Below are 18,223 nucleotides of genomic sequence, written 5' to 3'. Positions count from 1 at the left end.
AAGATGAGGTAATAACTGAATTAACTCTCTTTCGCGCTTTTACAAATCTTTAGCATAAGTATCGGATAAGTCGTTAACCATATACCCAAAAAAGGGAATATAAGCTTTTATTGAAAAATTTTCAAAAATCATTGTACATATTGGAACTGAGGTGAACTTATATGGTTGTTACTAATAAGAATAAACTTGAGACTATACATGAACTATTTGAAACAAGAAAGCCCATCTTGATCTGGTTAATCTTTGTATACGCAGGATCTGTTACGCTTCAGTTTCTGGATGATCCTAGAGTGATTAGCAGTTTGGTATTCACGGGACTATTTATTCTCCACGCCGCGTTGCATTGGTTTTCTTATCGGGTTAACCAAAGACATTTTTGGTTTTATTTCGGAATACAAGGGATTTTAATTTACTTGTGCGCTATCCTTTTCCCCGGAAGTTATCAGGCAGTGTTAGTTGGGTTGCTCCCCGTACTCATTGCTCAAAGTTTAGGTTTTTCTTTTCGAATTAGCAGGGTGATATTTATAGCTTTAATCAGTGTTATTATATTTTTTGATTCTGCCTTAACCGTGGGAGATACCAAGGAACTGATAGTATTTATTCCAATGTTTGTGATGATGTTAATTATCGTAATCGCTTATGGAATCCTATTTTTTCGTCAAGTACATGAACGAGTCAGATTGCAAAAGTTTTTGAATGAATTGCAAGTGGCTCATCAAAAAGTCGAAGAACTTACATTGTCCAATGAACGGCAGCGAATGGCTAGGGACTTACATGATACTCTTGCTCAAGGAGTCGCGGGTCTAATTATGCAATTAGAAGCTTCTAATGCACACATGATGCAGGGGAATACAGAGAAGGCTCATAACATTATAATTCAATCCATGCAGCAAGCACGTAGAACACTGGCTGAAGCACGTAGGGCAATAGATGACCTTAGAACTAAATCAGCACCTGATATCGATTTTAAGGAAGCGATTGAAGATGAGGTGAGACACTTCAGACATTCCACGGGCATTCAGGTAGACTGCCATGTACAACTGAATCAGCTACTATCCAGAGTTGTGATGGAACATAGTCTGCATATCATCAGAGAAGTGTTGACGAATGTTGCACGCCATGCCAAAGCAAATGTAGTAAAAGTCAGTGTTATCGTCTCGAACAATCAACTTCAGATTGAAATATCAGATAATGGAAAAGGATTCAATCCGGATGCGATCGGAAAGGAACCAGGTCACTATGGGTTACTTGGGATCCATGAGCGAGCAAGATTGATTGGTGGACAGATTGAGATCGAGAGCAGCCTAGAAGGTACAACTATAACGATGTCAATGACAATTCATGAAGGAGGTCAGCATGAGCCCTTATAAAATTATGTTGGTGGACGATCATTTTGTAGTGCGTGAAGGACTGAAGCTCATATTAGAGACTAGCGAAAAATATCAAGTCGTAGGGGAAGCCGTAAATGGCCAGGATGCCCTTGAGAACGTTGAGAAGCTTCAGCCAGACATCATTTTAATGGATCTGAATATGCCTGTTCTGAGTGGACTTGAAACGATGAAGGAATTTAAGAAAAAAGGTCTTACGATCCCTATTATTATCCTGACTACGTATAATGAGGATGAAATGATGATTAACGGGTTGGCTTTGGGAGCCAAAGGATATTTGTTAAAAGACACAAGCAGAGAAAGCTTGTTCAGAAGCATTGATTCTGCGATGCGAGGGGAAATGCTTTTATCTGAGGAGATGCTAGAGCGAGTGATGGCCGCTAAATTAAAATCGCAACAAGAGGTCAAGGAAGATGTCAAACTGTTGAGCGATAAAGAAAGCTACATTTTGCAATGCGTGGCTAAAGGCTATAAAAGCAAAGAAATCGCATTCGATATGAATATTGGAGAACGAACAGTCAAAGCTCATCTAACGAATATATACAATAAACTGGGGGTAGATTCTCGATCACAGGCAGTAGCAACTGCGCTGGATCGAGGTATTCTGAAACTATAAATGTTAATCAACGTAAAAAGCATGCAGGGTACCTACCTGCATGCTTTTTACGTTGTCATCTATCTAGTTACATTTATTGCATATGATGTAGATGGTATCCACAAAAGAAAATATGAGCGTGTTACATCTTTCCCCAAAGGGCAGAATTGAATGCCCATTGGGACGATGTTGCTAATCCAAACTAATTATAAAATAAGATTATATTTAAGAGATAGAGCAGAGGAGACGATAGTGACATGGCAAAAATGTTATACAGACTGGGATTTTGGTCTGCCAAGAACCGTATTAAGGTAATCATCGGAACAATAATGGTGATGTTAATTACCTCAATGGTAGCAATGGGGATGGGGCCAAAGCTTACTGAAGAAACTACGATACCCGGGTTAGAATCAATTGAAACGATGGGACAGATGTATCAGGAGTTTCCTTCAATGATAGATAGTAGTAAAGCAATTCAGCTGGTGCTCAAGGCGCCCGCAAACGAAACATTATCATCTGAAAAGGTGAAACAACTGATTGAAAAACAACTTCAGAGCATATCCAAAGATCCTGCTGTAACTGAAGTGTCTGGCCCATATGATAATGAATCAATGAACACCGATGGCACGATCGCTTATGCGACAGTCTCTTATAACAAGGCTGATGGTGATGTTAGTGAGACGTCTAAAGAATATGTAATTCATGCTGCAGATGATTTACGGAATGCCGGACTGCAAGCTGAGCTCACGGGCTCAGGTTATGTAAAGATGGAGATTGGTGGAGCTACAGAAGGCATTGGTATTCTAATTGCGTTAGTTATACTTTCCATTGCTTTCGGATCTGTCCTAACTGGAATCATTCCGATTCTAACCGCAGTCATTGGTCTTGGAACGGGTGTAATGCTAATCATTCTGGGATCTAATTTCCTGGATACACCTTCCTTTGCATTGTCATTGGCAAGTATGATTGGACTTGCAGTGGGTATTGATTATGCACTATTTATTATTTCAAGATATCGTCAAGAACGTGCAAAAGGTTTTGAGAAAAGAGAGGCTATTGCTATAGCTAATGGTACAGCAGGTAGTGCAGTTGTTTTTGCAGGAGTAACCGTAATTATTGGACTTGCAGGTATGGCAGTTGTTGGAATTCCTTTTCTCACAGCCATGGGAGTAGCTGCTGCACTTTGTATTTTTGTAGCTGTACTAATTGCAGTAATTACAGTGCCGGCCGTTCTTGACGTAATGGGCGGAAAGATCAAAGTTAAGCCGATAAAGGATTCTAAGAAATTAAATCAGTCCCGAGGAAATCTATGGGGTAGATTGGTTACAGGACGACCTTGGATCACAGTGATTCTAGGATTAGTTCTTCTCTCCACGATATCGGTACCCTTTCTACACATGGAAACAGGGACTATGGATGATGGATTAAAATCAACCAGTATGACGGAACGACGAGCATACGATTTGTTATCTGAAGCATATGGCGTAGGATACCACAATCCTCTGATGATTCTTGTCAAAACGGATGGAAGTGCTGAAGCTGAGGCTAATGTGGCAAAAACAGTGGAACAACTTAAAACCTATCCGAACATTGGGGTGGTTGCCGATCCGGTTACAGGCGCATCCGGAAAGGTATCTTTGATTAACATTATTCCAGCTACGGGGCACGCTGATGTGGAAACGGTGGAACTGGTAAAAACAATTCGCAGTCATATTCCTGAGATTGAACGTCAGAACCATGTGGAACTACAAATAACGGGCAGTACGGCAATTAATATTGATATCTCTCAAAAACTGAACGAAGCCTTACCTAAGTTCTGTATCATAATCGTTAGTTTGGCCTTTATCCTGCTAGTCATGGTGTTTCGCTCCATCTTGGTTCCAATTAAAGCAGTACTCGGTTTTGTTCTCTCACTCGGAGCTACGATGGGATTTATTACCTACGTTGTTCAGGATGGACATTTCCAAAATCTCTTTGGTTTCAGTGGACAATCACTTGTGCTTAACTTCTTACCAATAATGGTTGTGGGAATCCTGTTTGGACTGGCTATGGACTATGAAGTGTTTTTGGTTAGTCGTATGCGTGAGGACTTCAAAAAGCATGGTGATGCCAAACAATCTGTACTCGCAGGAATTAAGCATAGTGGGGGCGTAGTTACAACTGCTGGGTTGATCATGATATCCGTATTTGCAGGGTTTATGATGACAAATGATCCAAGTATTAAGGTTATGAGTTTTGCCCTACTCTTTGGTGTATTGTTTGATGCCTTTATTGTTCGTCTATTTATTGTCCCGGGTGTGATGATGCTTATGGGTAAATCGGCTTGGTACTTGCCGAAATGGTTAGATCGTCTTCTTCCGAACTTGGATGTTGAGGGGGAAAAGGTAATGGAAATCGTTGAAGAACGTCATCAGAAACGTGCGAATCAGCATGATCTATTTCCAGAGCCTATAAATAGAGCAGAGGTGTAAATCAAAGATGGCAGGTTTCATGATGAAACCTGCCATCCAATGTTTTGTCGAGAGGTTAATCTCGTTTTTCTATTCTAAAAGATTGATTACGTTGTAGGGGAGGGAGGTGCTGCTCCTTCTCCTTTTTAATAATTTTAGAGGATGAATGGTATGTACAAACGAAATGAAGGCGCGGACATTAGCTTACAACATCGATCCTATGAAAATTTGTGTTTGTTTAGTTTTATTCTCCTGTTGAAAAGTATAGTCGCATGGTCCGTTGTATTTCATGATGGAACGAATTGGACTATCGTTCAAACAGAGCTTCCTTTTTTTATCCTGGTGTTCAGCCTAATTGAATGGTTTGCAGCCAAGAGGAAGATCTTATACTATGTGCTTTTAAATTTCTGCATGACTTTAATATATTTTGCAGTCATCATGTACTATAAATATTACGGTGTTATCGCTACATATCATTCACTTAAACAAGCCAAAAAGGTTACTCATGTCGGAGAGAGCGCATTATCTCTACTTACACCCTATTATTTATTTTTGTTTGTTGATATTGCCTTATTTCTAGTTCTAATTATCTTACCTAAGTATGGTTCAATCTGGAAGGATCGTGCTTCACGTATGAGTCATAAGGTGTTAACTTGTACGATTAGCGCATCTATCGTTTTATGTGTATTCAATATCTGGCCGGTTCATGCTAGTCTGAATGAGATCAATAAAGCGAAGAGTATGGGGATTCTTAATTATGAAGTATATAAGGTTGTTGCCGATCGTATGGAGAAGGACGTGCTTATAGCTCCTGATGATATCTCCCAAGAAGCAATTAATGAAACCAAGGGAATTCCTCCACTTCAAGACGAACCAAAGTTTCATGGAATTAATAAAGGAATGAATTTAATACTCGTACAGATGGAATCCTTTCAAAACTTTTTGATCGACCTCAAAATGGATGGGCAAGAGATTACACCTCATCTAAATCAGTTGATTAAGAATAATACGTACTTCCCTTATTTCTATACGAATGCTGGACAGGGGACAACCTCGGATGCCGAGTTCGTCGTAAACACCTCCTTTTACGTACCTAAGGATGAACCAGCAACCTCATCCAAATATATGGATAAACAGCTTCCAAGTCTACCGCACTTACTGAAGGAAAATGGTTATGATACAGCGACGTTCCACACCAATAGTGTGGATTTCTGGAATCGTAATCGATTATATCGTGCCATTGGTTTTGAACGTTATTATGATCAATTTTTTTTCGGAGAAGATGATCCTATTGCTTTTGGTGCATCGGATGAAGTTTTGTACGCCAAAACATCTGCTGAATTGTCCATGTTGGATAAGCAGGATCAACCTTTCTATGCCATGGTCATATCCATGAGTGCACATCATCCCTATCACTTGCCTGAAGAAAAGGCTAAAATGAAGCTTCCTGAGCGTTTCCAGGATACATTGATTGGTGACTATATTCAGGCTCAAAATTATGCAGATGTTGCGCTGGGTCAGTTTCTTGATGAGCTGATAGAGTCTGGACTATGGAATAACAGTGTGGTCGTATTTTATGGAGATCACCAGGGGATACCAATGACTGGTCTTACAGGAGAAGAAAAAGAACTGATGAACTCCTTGTTAGGTCATAACTATGGATACACAGATATGATGAACATCCCCTTCATTGTGCATTCGCCTTCAGGGCAGCTTCCTCCTGTAATTAATACGATAGGTGGACAAATTGATATTCTACCAACGGTAGCCAATCTGTTGGGAATTCCTCTGGGAGATCAACTGGTTTTAGGTGAAGATCTGTTCAATCAAGAGCGTAATTTGATTCCGTTAAGACACTTTCTACCTGATGGTTCATTTATTAATGATAAAATATTATATATGCCAGGTAATCAATATGCCGATGGAGTACATTATGAACTAAGCAATAATAGGATCGTTGAAGGTGGATCTACTGCATCTCAATTCTTGGCCGCCCAGCGTTTACTTGACCTCTCGAATAGCTACTTATTACAGTTACCTGATGACTACAGCAATCAGGAGAAATGAGAGTTAAAATGGGTGATTGCAAACAACTATTTTATGATACAGGACAAAGGCAAAGGGAGACATCAGTATCGATGTCTCCCTTTGCCTTTGTGTTTGCTCCTCAGATATGAAGAGCATGTGCCCAAAAGTACAATACCTCTTTGCCCCAAGGTACATTACGTTAATTTCTTATTCAAGATAAAATGAATGTATACCAATACAACACTGTTTTAAAGGAGACATTACAATTGATTATACAGACAGATATAGGGAAGATAAATGTTTTGGAGCAGGCGATTACAACAATTGTTTCAGGAGTTGCAAGATTAGAATCTCGAATAATATTGTTGTCAACAGGAGCCGTAGACAGCCTAATTAAACACGTGAGTGGAAAAAAAATGCATAAGGGAGTATCGGTTACCTTCTCGAACTCAAAGTTAATTATTGAGCTTAGAATTGTTGTCACTTACGGAGTGAAAATCCACTATGTCAGCCGTGAATTACAGTCCAGCATATTTGAAGCGGTGAATCATATGACGGGTATTTCTCCAGATCAGATCCACATTCGTATTGAAGGTATTACACGATAATGATTAGTGATACTTTATTAGAACTTGTTAATCAATACGGATATGTATTTTTCTTCTTGGCTTTTTCACTGGGTCCTTTTGGGATTCCCATACCTAATGAAGTCATTATTTTATCTGGATCCATTTTAAGCCATAAGGGAGTAGTCATTTATTGGGCGACGTACAGCGCCATTTTAACAGGCTTATTGACTGCAATCACAACTTCCTATATCATGGGAAGGTTTTTTAGCCATAAATTTAAAAAAAGATGGTTAAACAATCGCTATTTTTTAAAGGCGGAGTCTTTGTTGAGGAGAAAGGGTAATCAAGCAATGTTCATTGGAATGTTTATCCCGGTGGTGCGCTATGTCATGCCTTTGCTGATTGGAATGAGTGAGATTCATTTCAAGAAATTTGCTCTTTTTACCTATACAAGTGCGCTGCTTTGGACAATGACCTATTTTGCTATAGGTATTTATTTTAAAGCGCCTATTTTATCGTTGATGCAAGTCTTGGGATATTGATATATGATAATCGTATATAAAGGAGATGATTTGCAATTAAAGAAACCTACATACATATTCAAGAAAAATGCGCTCCATACTGGAATAAAGTCAAGCAGATCGTCGTCCCTGAGTTGCGTTTACTCCCGGGGCATCTTACACTTTTTTTCGTGTTATCCCTAATTCCAATTTTAATTCTGATTAGTTACACATCATCCTATTTGAAATTTCCGATCATTGATATTCTAGAATCGTTAAAAGGAATACTTCCAACGTCTGTATTTGAAATGCTGGTTCCTTATACTGAGAAAGGGCTCACGCTTCATAGTGGCGTCTGGATGGTCTTTGCATTTATTTTGGCTTCTAACGGAATGCATGCAGTGCTTGTCTGTTCGGACACTTTATTTGGTTTTAAACATCGAAACTATTTTCTTCGTCGATTAAAAGCACTTCTGCTGACGATCATGTTGGTGATTATAATCATATTTACCTTGTTGGTGTATAGCTATAGTAGTATTATTTTGCATTTCGATTTACTTCATGACATGAATGAAATAACAAAGCTGTTGATCACTATTTTGAGGTGGCCTGTCGTTTTACTGTTTTTGTTTCTCACGATTAAAATTGTGTATATGGTAACACCTAGATATCGAATCCCTGGAAAGTACTCCAATATCGGAGCACTTTTTACTAGCATTGTATGGGTGATTTCAACATTTGCTTACTCATATTACCTTAATCATTTTAATAACCAATACAGTGATTTATACGGGGATTTTGCCAATGTAATTGTGTTAATCATGTGGATGTACATTTTATCCTATGTATTTACTTTAGGTATTTCTATAAACGCATATCATTATCGGATTAAACAAGTAAGCTGATGATCACAGCTACATTCTTAAATACATATAGGAGCACCCATTGCTGGATACTCCTCGTCTGTGTTTAGTGCTCTCATAACCACCTGAGTCACTTCGTCCAGGTTTCAACAACTTTTAGGCTGTTATTCTCTTCGGCAAAGTGTAAAAACTGCATGACGTCCCCAGCAGTCTTTTCCCCTGTCTTCGTGTCCTCATTCGTTATTCTATAGTGAATGGCTGCCCAGTCACCGCTGATAAGCATATTATCAAAACGAATACGTTTGACCTCGGTCGCTGCGGCATAATTCTTGACGGAATCCTTGTACTCATCGAGAGTCATAGTCTCTGCATTAGTGTGATATTTCAGATCGCTACTATAATACGTATCGGCCCAGTCACTCCAAGCATCAAAACCTTGGTTCCATCTATCAAAATCGCTATAAATGGCGCTTTGAATTTTTTTACCCATATCGGTATCAACCGTTGTCGGATAAGTAACAGGATATTTGGTTTCGAGATCTGTAGTGTTGGGGATCTTGGTGTTAACGATCTCATCTAATGCAGCTTGTTGTGCCGCCTTCGCTTCATCCGTTTGAAAATGGGTCAATGCGTCAAAATCTGCTCCCTTTGTACCGGCCCAGCCTTCAACAACTCGAGTTCCGAGCGGATTACCATAATCTTTGAAATGGACAAACTCCATTACACTTCCATCGGAAGATTGCTGGCTGCCTCGGGCAGTCGACGAGATGTCATATCGAATTGCTGCCCAATCATCGTTAATGATCATATTGTTGAAGTTACCCATCTGAATATCGGTAGACTTTAGCTGTGCATCCATAGCAGCCTGATATTCCTTCAATGTGAGTTTCACGCCGTGGACGTTATAGAGAGAGCCCTCTGTATAAAGAATGTCCCCCCAGGTTTCCCATGCCTCATATCCTCTATTCCAGTTTTCAAAACCATTTAGGAGTCTATTTTGTATATTCTTTTCCATCTCAGACTCAATTGGTGTTGAGTTAATAATTGGGAATTTAGCCGCAAGTTCTTCAGTATTGTCATAGGAATCAGAAATACTGACCGCAGATTCGTCTGAACTCACATTCTCCTCAACTTGGGCAGGGGTTGGATCTGTATTATTTCCACAACCTACAGCAACGGTCATAATGGTCAAAGCTGTCAAACTCGCCGTCAACATTCTCATCGTAGTATTCTTCATCATTATTCTCCTCTCAATTCTTAAGTTACTTTCATGCTTCGCTATGCCAACTACCAAATTAAAATGATTAGCTTACACATATATTACAATTGAAAAAAAATTGTAACATCGTTCGAAGAGGCAGATCATTTCTGCCCTTTAGGGAACTCTGCATCATTTGCTCAGATCAAAATGAAAAAATCCGAAGAAGTAAATTTATTTACTGTTGTTTACTACATATAAAAATTGAAGAAATAGAAAAATGAAATTTCACACTAACGATAGATTTTTATACAAAACTTGGTGGTTAAGCAAACGAAACAGAGTGGAAGCTCAAAGAAAAGCAAAGAGAGACCAACTTTGTCATTCTTCATGCTCCTCCTATCCACAGATACCCGAAAGGGCTGGATCAGATCCGCCCTTATGTACGATGTTGACCGTTCGTAATGAATATAAAATTAAATCATAAATTGAAGTAATTCATGGAGAGGGAGCATTCCAGTGATGAAACCAAAAATGATTGTAAATCCCGTTTCTGGGCAGCATAAAGCATATAAAACAAAGGCTTCAGTTATAGAGTATATGAAGAAGAGATACGCTTTAAATGATCGTGATATCTTTTACACAAGTAAAGAAAATCATAATTTAGGAGCTTCATTTTTTGAAGAATGTGATTCTTTAGTTGTTGCGGGAGGAGATGGAACCCTGCATTATGCAATAAACACGATTAAAAATCTGGGTCTAGATATACCCTTAGCATACCTGCCGACAGGTACAGTTAATGATTTTGGAAACGCGTTGAAATTACCACGATCCTATGAAGGATTCACGAGAATGCTAGAAAAAGGAGCGACCAAGAAGATTGATATCGGGTTGGCTGGAGAAGAATATTTTCATTACGTTGTGGCAGGTGGTGCAATGAATTCCATTAGCTATACAACCAATCAGACCCTGAAAAACGTGATAGGAGATAAGGCTTATTATTTGTCTGCTCTACCTAAACTCCCCCAAATATTATCGGGAACACATATTAAGATTGAATGTGACCATACAGAACAAGAACATGATGCACTACTCTATCTGGTTTCAAAATCAGCGATTATTGGCGGAATTGAGGGCATCGTTCCGGGTGCTAAAATGGATGACGGTCACCTTCATGTGCTTGTCATTCAAAAAAAATCATGGTTCAATACCTTGCAACTTCTGTTAGATATTAAAAATGGAAATCATCTTGGCCGTTCAGATGTGTTGTATTTTAAGACAAAGCGTTTAAGAATTACTCAATTTGGTGATGACATAGCAAAAGTTGGGATTGATGGTGAAATGCATACTACTGGGCTAATGGATATTGAAGTGATTCCTCGTGGATTAACGATGGTAGTCCCGTGTGGTTCAGATGTGGCGTAGATTCTGGATAGACTTATTATGTAGAAAGATTTAAAGAGATTTAAACGTTCTATATTTTAGGATAATACGGTTCCTCATTGGATCGAGTCAGGTGGACTGTATGTTCCTGTGTACCAACTTCAAGATGCTTATGTTCAATGGACCGAGTGAATTTACTAGTTTTAATTTTGACAATATTTTATGTGGTTTCTATAAAAGAGCAGAAGACAAAATAATTTTAATGAAGAAAATAGAGTAGGTAAACTGACTGTTATCTATTACAAGATAATGGTTTTTTTGCTTTATAATTAAGATTAAAATAACGAAAAATTTGTATTGAAACATAAACTTCTTTGTTGATTTTTTCACTATTATGACAACCACACATAGATCAAATGTAACTTATCCGCGATCATATTGTTAAAATAACTGCTGTTTCCTTTGGAAAATGCCGTGTTACCCACCACTATTAAGCGCTTACAATGAGGAGGATTGATCACATTCATTGATCCATGCACAATCAAACACAAAAAGGGGGAGATCAAGAGTGAATAAAAGGTACATAAGTGGTTGTCTGGTCTTACTGATGCTGTTCTGTGATCTGGGACTGATGGTTCGTCCAGCGGCTGCGGAAGATGCAAAAGTGAACGTGGCACTTAACAAGGCAGTTACGGTAAGCACAGAATATTTGGAGTGGGGAAGCAAGAAAGACCATTTGGTTGATGGTAAAAGTGACACGCATTGGGCAGCTACGGCTGGAGTGACAACAGAACAACCTCAGTGGGTCATGATTGATCTGGGTGAAGACTACAATCTGTCCGGAGCGGAAATCACGTGGAGAGAAAACACGGTTGTGAAATATATGGTAGAAACATCTGCTGACCAGCAAGCATGGACCAACGTTGCTGATCAAAGTGAAAATGCCGATCCCAAACAGATCGCCGATCTGACCTTTCAGCAGAATGATGTACGATACATCAGACTGAATATATCTTTTTACAAGGGTGAGGGAGTCTGGCCGGAAATATTGGAGTTCAAGGTGTGGGGAGAAGCAGATGGCACTGAACCGGCCAATATTAAAGGATATGATGAGATCGAAGTGAGAACGGTGACCAGAAGTGCGCCAATTCTGCCCAACGAGGTAAAAGCACAGTTCCAGAATGGAAAATCGGGGATGGTACCTGTGACTTGGGACCATATCGACCCTATGGAGTACGCCTCTGCAGGCGATTTTACGGTAACAGGGACTGTATATGGTGCGCCTCCAGAGCCTCAGCTTAAAGCTAAGGTGATCGTTGAGGGATATCGTGAAGACTATGTTAGAGGTGTCGATATTTCCACGTTGACTGCCATTGAGGACAAAGGTGGCAAATACGTTGACAGCAACGGAACAGAGCGTGATTTGCTCGATATTTTCAAGGATCGCGGTGTTAATTACGTGCGTCTTCGTCTGTGGAATGATCCGCAGAAATCAGGGGGCTACAACGATAAGGAAGATGTCATTCGTTTGGCTACGCGGGTGAAGGAAAAAGGTATGAAAATCCTGTTGGACTTCCACTATTCGGATGAGTGGGCGCACCCGGGTCAGCAGCTTCGTCCCAAAGCTTGGGAAGGTCTTTCCCACGAAGAGTTGAAGCAAGCCGTATACGATTATACGGTTGAAGTTGTGGGAGAGATGAAAGCAAAGGGCGCCATGCCAGATATGGTGCAGATCGGTAATGAGATCAACAGTGGTGTTCTGAACGGCTTGAGCAGCGACGTGGATTTCGAGCAAAATGTTGCATTGCTGAAAAGTGGAATTGATGCTGTACGTGCAGTAGAAGGAGAGATCACCAATAACGCGGATAAGGTGAAGATCATGATCCATCTGGCTGAAGGCGGCAAGGCGGATATGTTCGACTGGTATTTCAGCGAGCTGGAGAAACGCGAACTCAAGTACGATATCATCGGACTTTCCTATTATCCATTCTGGCATGGGACATTTGCCGATGTGCAGAAGACCATGAATGAAGTGTCTAACAAGTTCCAAAAAGACGTGATTATCGCCGAGACATCGTATCCGTTTTCCTACAAAAACGGGGACGCGCATGGAAACATCATCGGGTCGGACGAAGCGCTTCATGTAGGGGGAGCAGACTTCCCCGCAACCGTTCAAGGTCAATATGATGCCATCGCCGGCATTATGGACATGATTGCAAATGTGCCGAATAATCATGGTGCAGGTTTCTTCTACTGGGAGCCAGCATGGATTCCGGCCGGTGTAGGCTGGATTGCATCTGAAGGGAATGCATGGGAGAACCAAGCGATGTTTGACTACGATGAATTTCCGGCTAACGGCGGCCATTCGTATGAAGGCAGAGCATTATGGTCCCTTGATGTGTACAAACGCGGATTAAATCTTCTGCCGGCAGACCGCCAACAACTGGCTGCGGCGCTTGCACGAGCCGAATCATTAGTCGAGACTGATTTTATTCCTGAAAGCTGGGGTACTCTGGCTCCGGCAATCACCTCAGCGAATGCAATATACGAACAGGCATACACGCCAGGTGGAGTGTCTCAAGCGGATACAGATGCAGCAACAACAGCATTAGAACATGTGATGCAGCAAATGCAGGTTATCACCCCGCAGCTTGACGAGCTTCGAGCCAAACTAGCGGAAGGGCGTACGTATCAGCAGGCTGACTGGTCTGCGGCCACTTGGGCGGTATTGACCAAAGCACTGGAAGGCGCTGATCAGGTCTTGAATGATTCAAGAGCAACACAGACGGATGCAAATACAGCGGTTAAACGTTTGCATGATGCCATTCAAGGTCTATCCAATGTCGACAAAACGCAACTGCACCAGTACATTCAACAAATGCAGCAGCAGAATGAATCCTCATATACACGTCGGAGCTGGTCTGTATTGCAACAATCTTTGAAGGCGGCGATTCAGGTCCGAGATAACCAAGCTGTTGTCCAGTCTGAAGTGAATTCAGCACTGAGTACGTTGAAACAGGCCTTTACTAATCTGGTCTCTCTGGAGGCTCTCACAACGGGCAAAACGGCAACGGCTTCAAGCAGTGCAGGGACAGGAGGCAATCAAGCCAACTCACCTGAAGGTGCGATTGACAACAATCCGAACACTTCATGGGGAACAGATAATAGTATTGATCGCTGGTGGCAAGTGGATTTGGGACAGGTTGCTAACCTTCGCAAGATCGAGATGTCGATGTGGAGTGGCGGCATCAAATACAAGATTGAAGTGTCCAATGATAACCAAAATTTTGTGAAAGTAGTGGACACCACAAATGATGTGGTTGTATCGACCGCACCTAGCCATGTTCTTCCAGAAGGCACGGAGGGACGTTATATTCGCGTAACGATTACAGCAGGTCCTACATGGGTAGGATTCATGGAATTTGAAGCCTACGGTACGTTCCCGGCGGACAAATCTGCACTGCAAGTTACTGTAGATAACGCTGAGAAATTAAAACAAACGGATTACACGACTTCAAGCTGGAATGTATTCAGTAAGGCGCTTTCTGAAGCGAAGGCGTTCATGCTGGATGTTGAATCTTCAACGCAAGATGTAAGCAATGCGGATCGGTCGTTACAAGATGCTGTGAGTAAGCTTGTGCGTCAAGATAGCACACCTGGCCCTGGTCAGCCATCCCAACCAAGTGTACCTTCACAACCTTCCAACCCGGGCACAGCTCCTTCGACGGGTAATCCGGTTGTAACCCCACCCGTTGGATCGGGCACTGCACCAGAGAAGGGTTCAATAACAATAAAAGGAACAGCAACCGGGGATGACAAGTATTCGATTCGTCCGGATGCATCCCAATTAACTCAGGCACTGCAGTCCACGGATGCAGGAAATCGTACATTGAAGTTGATTGCAGATGTTCCTAATACAGCCAACACAGTTACATTCCAATTGGCTGCAAGTCAATTGGCAGCATGGGTTCGTTCCGAGGAAGTAAAATCTCTGGATGTAGTCGTAGGACACACTACCGTTCGTGTTCCTCTAAAATCACTGCCGCTAACCATTGCGGAGACTGCGGGAACGTTCGACATTGTAGTGGCAAAAGGATCAACAGATGCATTATCCACATCTCAAAAAGCAGCAATCGGTCATCATACGATTGTTGATGTGAATTTATTAATGAACAATAAGCCAATATCATGGACAAACAGAGCGATTGAAGTTGCTCTATCCAGTGTAGAGCAGCCTAAGCTGAATGATGTGGTTATGATCGTACATTCTATATCTCCAACTGGGGAGATGACACCTGTTACGTACTCCATGTACGATGACAAAACGAAGACGATGGCGTTCAAACCGCTGGAATCCGGCAGTTTTGTCATAGCAGAAGTTGACGTGCCACTACATGATTTGCAAAATTACAATTGGGCTCTCCAAGAAGTGCGGAACCTCTACGGTAAAGGAATTATTATGGGGATGAGCGCAACTCGTTTTGCCCCACAAGGTGAACTGACCAGAGCACAATTTTTGCAAATGATTATTAAAGGCATTGGTGATGCACGCCAGTCCGATGCATCCATTTCGCTCCCAGCGGATGTGAAGGAAGAGCAGTGGTATGCGGATTCAGTACGACTTGGCATTGAAATGAACATTATTCAAGGCCGAGCGGATGGAAGCTTCGGGGCCAACGAACGCATTTCACGAGAAGATATGGCCGTTATGCTGAATAGAGCTCTTCAGGTTGTGCAGCGTGAGAATGCGACCCATTCTGTACAAGGAAATATGGTATTTGCAGACAACGATGAGATCGCGCCATACGCCAAAGAGGCTGTAGCCTCGATGCAACAACTTGGACTGCTGAATGGCATGCCTGATGGCACGTTTGCTCCGAAAGAAACGGCGAACCGTGCACAAGGGGCTGTTGCAGTAGCCAGATTGATGGAACGACTGTATTAGAAAATAACAAAGCAGGTAAGGAGATCGAATCAACGGATTCGGTCTCTTTGTTTTGTGGAAAGAAGAGGTTCAGACTTCATCCATTTCTCTACATAGGCATATGAATCATTTGTTAATGTCGTATTGACAATATCAAATTCATTTGTTATCATTTCGATAATATCAAAACGACAATATTAAGAAATGAGGAATGAGCCATGTTTGGATTCCGATTTGCGAAGTTCCAACCCAGTGAATATGTAATGAAAGTGAAAAATGGCAAGGTACAACGTCAAGGTGTGGGATTGTCTTTCTATTATTATGAGCCGACCACATCGGTAGTGGTGCTGCCCGTGTCCTCGGTGGATGTACCATTCATGTTCGAAGAGATTACGGCGGACTATCAGACCGTTACAGTGCAGGGACAACTGAGCTATCGCATTGTAGATTATTTGAAAATAACACAGAGCCTGAATTACACGTACAATTTGCGCAAGAATCGGTATATTTCCGACGACCCCGGCAAACTGGATCAACGGGTAATCACCACAGCGAAAGTACTAACTAAGAAATATCTGGAGAAAATGCCGTTGAAGGAGGCCATTCAATCCAGTGAACGGCTGGCAAGCAGCATGAAACGTGAAGTTGTGCAGAGTGAAGAGTTGGAGAAACTGGGCGTTGAGCTGATGAGTCTATCCATCCTGGCCATTTTGCCCAATAAAGAGACGATGCGTGCATTGGAAGCACAAGCGCGGGAAGAGATTTTGCGTCAGGCTGATGAAGCGCTGTATGTGCGTCGCAATGCATCAATTGAACAGGAACGCCGAGTGAAGGAGAACGAACTGAACACCGAAATTGCCGTGGAGACAAAGAAACAGCAAATTCGTGAGACCCAACTGCATGCAGAACGCTCGGTGAAACAGAAACAAAACGAGATGGAGCAGGAGCAGCTTCAGTTCAATACAGCGATGGAGGAACGTAAGCAGCAACTGATTGAATTGACCATTGCCAATCACAATGCCGAGGCAGATGCCAAAGCGTATGAGATTGCTGCCGTGATGAACTCATTGCAAAATGTACAACCAAATGTACTGCAAGCGATGGCAAACATGGGCATGAATTCCGATAAGCTGATTGCACTTGCATTCCAGGAGCTGGCTGAAAATGCAGGCAAGATCGGACAGCTTAATATCTCGCCGGATCTGTTGCAGGGGTTGATGTCTCCCGCGCCGGGCAGAGATCAGGGAGGTAGAGGGCGATGAGATTAGGAAGAAGAGAGCAGACAGAGCAAGCAGGGAAATCAGTACGTCATCAGGCTGCGCCGGAAGATCGAATGAGCGAGCACAAGCTCATTCTAGTTAAGCGTCGGACCCGACTGGAAGAGTTGGTGGTTCGATATAACACGGTGCAGCAAGCTCAGTTTTATATCGAACGTCTGGGAGCCGACTTCAGTGATTATATGGAGGAAGACCGTCGTTATCGGTTATCTGTGCAGCAGGCGCAGCAGCAACTGGGGCAATTGGGTCGTGTACAGACCATTGATCGGGAACATGTGCCGAACTTTATTTTTGGAGAGCAGGATATCGTGGTTGTGGTTGGACAGGATGGGCTTGTAGCCAATACCCTCAAATACGTAACCGAGCAGCCGCTCATTGGCGTGAACCCGGACCCGATGCGGTGGGACGGGGTGTTATTACCTTTTACTGTGGAGGATCTAAGCTTCATTGTTCCTGATGTCATTCGAAAGCAACGGACTTTGAAAGAAGTCACTCTCGCCAAAGTGGAACTCAATGATGGACAGTATCTATATGGTGTCAACGATCTGTTCATTGGTCGGAAGACACATGTATCGGCACGTTATGAAGTGCGTTTGGGTACATCCGTAGAACAACAATCCTCCAGCGGTATCATTGTATCCACAGGCATGGGATCGACAGGTTGGTTCAAAAGTGTGCTGGCCGGGGCCACTGGAATTGTAGGATCGGCGGCGTGGCAGAACATGAATTCGGAAGATGAGGTTGCTGTAGCATCCTCATCCATTCATGGAAGCAGGCAGGAGCTGAATCATTTTAACTGGGATGCGCCGTACTTGTATTTCTCAGTACGTGAACCTTTTCCAAGCCGAACGACTGCGGCCAACCTGGTGTTTGGACAGATCCATTCGAAGCAACCATTGCACATTGTATCCCAGATGCCGGAGGACGGAGTTATTTTCAGCGATGGGGTTGAGCAGGACTTTCTTGAGTTCAACTCAGGGGTGGAGGCTATCATTGGTTTGGCAGAGAGAAGGGGGCGTCTCGTAGTCTGACCCTTTATTTCCAAGCC

Annotated in this window: 11 protein-coding genes; 10 read left to right on the top strand and 1 reads right to left on the bottom strand. The window is 42.1% G+C overall.

Annotation, left to right across the window (positions count from 1 at the left end):
• Window positions 1-161: 161 nt before the first annotated feature.
• The 6 genes from MKX40_RS18905 (at window position 162) to MKX40_RS18880 (ending at window position 7,572) form a co-directional block, all read left to right on the top strand.
• On the top strand, window positions 162-1,370 hold the full coding sequence (locus MKX40_RS18905) for a sensor histidine kinase (RefSeq protein WP_339235018.1): 1,209 nt from the start codon (window positions 162-164) through the stop codon (window positions 1,368-1,370).
• Entirely contained in the window at window positions 1,357-2,004 is a 648-nt protein-coding gene (locus MKX40_RS18900) for a response regulator transcription factor (protein ID WP_307534972.1), read from the top strand. Before MKX40_RS18905 ends, MKX40_RS18900 begins: the two co-directional genes overlap by 14 nt.
• 236 nt (window positions 2,005-2,240) lie before the next feature.
• Complete coding sequence (locus MKX40_RS18895; protein ID WP_339235012.1) at window positions 2,241-4,454, top strand: MMPL family transporter; 2,214 nt, start codon at window positions 2,241-2,243, stop codon at window positions 4,452-4,454.
• 612 nt (window positions 4,455-5,066) lie between these two features.
• The gene (locus MKX40_RS18890; protein WP_339235010.1) at window positions 5,067-6,500 is read left to right on the top strand and encodes an LTA synthase family protein; all 1,434 of its coding nucleotides are present in this window, start codon (window positions 5,067-5,069) and stop codon (window positions 6,498-6,500) included.
• Window positions 6,501-6,727: 227 nt separating this feature from the next.
• Complete coding sequence (locus tag MKX40_RS18885) at window positions 6,728-7,069, top strand: Asp23/Gls24 family envelope stress response protein (protein ID WP_339235007.1); 342 nt, start codon at window positions 6,728-6,730, stop codon at window positions 7,067-7,069.
• Window positions 7,069-7,572: a DedA family protein gene (locus MKX40_RS18880; RefSeq protein WP_339235005.1), complete on the top strand. Its 504-nt coding sequence runs from the start codon at window positions 7,069-7,071 to the stop codon at window positions 7,570-7,572. Before MKX40_RS18885 ends, MKX40_RS18880 begins: the two co-directional genes overlap by 1 nt.
• 951 nt (window positions 7,573-8,523) lie before the next feature.
• Here the strand turns inward: MKX40_RS18880 and MKX40_RS18875 are convergent.
• Complete coding sequence (locus MKX40_RS18875) at window positions 8,524-9,630, bottom strand: nuclear transport factor 2 family protein (RefSeq protein WP_339235003.1); 1,107 nt, start codon at window positions 9,628-9,630, stop codon at window positions 8,524-8,526.
• 483 nt (window positions 9,631-10,113) lie between these two features.
• Here MKX40_RS18875 and MKX40_RS18870 point away from each other — a divergent pair, with 483 nt between their 5' ends.
• From MKX40_RS18870 to MKX40_RS18855, 4 genes are all read left to right on the top strand, one after another.
• Entirely contained in the window at window positions 10,114-11,016 is a 903-nt protein-coding gene (locus MKX40_RS18870; RefSeq protein ID WP_339235001.1) for a YegS/Rv2252/BmrU family lipid kinase, read from the top strand.
• A 526-nt stretch (window positions 11,017-11,542) separates the two neighbouring features.
• Window positions 11,543-15,919, top strand: coding sequence for a glycosyl hydrolase 53 family protein (locus tag MKX40_RS18865; protein WP_339234999.1), 4,377 nt, complete (start codon window positions 11,543-11,545; stop codon window positions 15,917-15,919).
• 197 nt (window positions 15,920-16,116) lie between these two features.
• A complete protein-coding gene (locus MKX40_RS18860; protein WP_339234996.1) occupies window positions 16,117-17,160 on the top strand; it encodes an SPFH domain-containing protein in 1,044 nt (347 codons plus the stop codon).
• Between the two features lie 71 nt (window positions 17,161-17,231).
• Window positions 17,232-18,206: a sugar kinase gene (locus MKX40_RS18855; RefSeq protein WP_339243130.1), complete on the top strand. Its 975-nt coding sequence runs from the start codon at window positions 17,232-17,234 to the stop codon at window positions 18,204-18,206.
• Window positions 18,207-18,223: the final 17 nt, after the last annotated feature.

This window comes from Paenibacillus sp. FSL R5-0517, from assembly GCF_037974355.1.
Classification (GTDB): Bacteria; Bacillota; Bacilli; order Paenibacillales; family Paenibacillaceae; genus Paenibacillus.
Note: the sequence above shows the minus strand (reverse complement) of the source record. Positions and strands in the feature narration are given on the sequence as shown.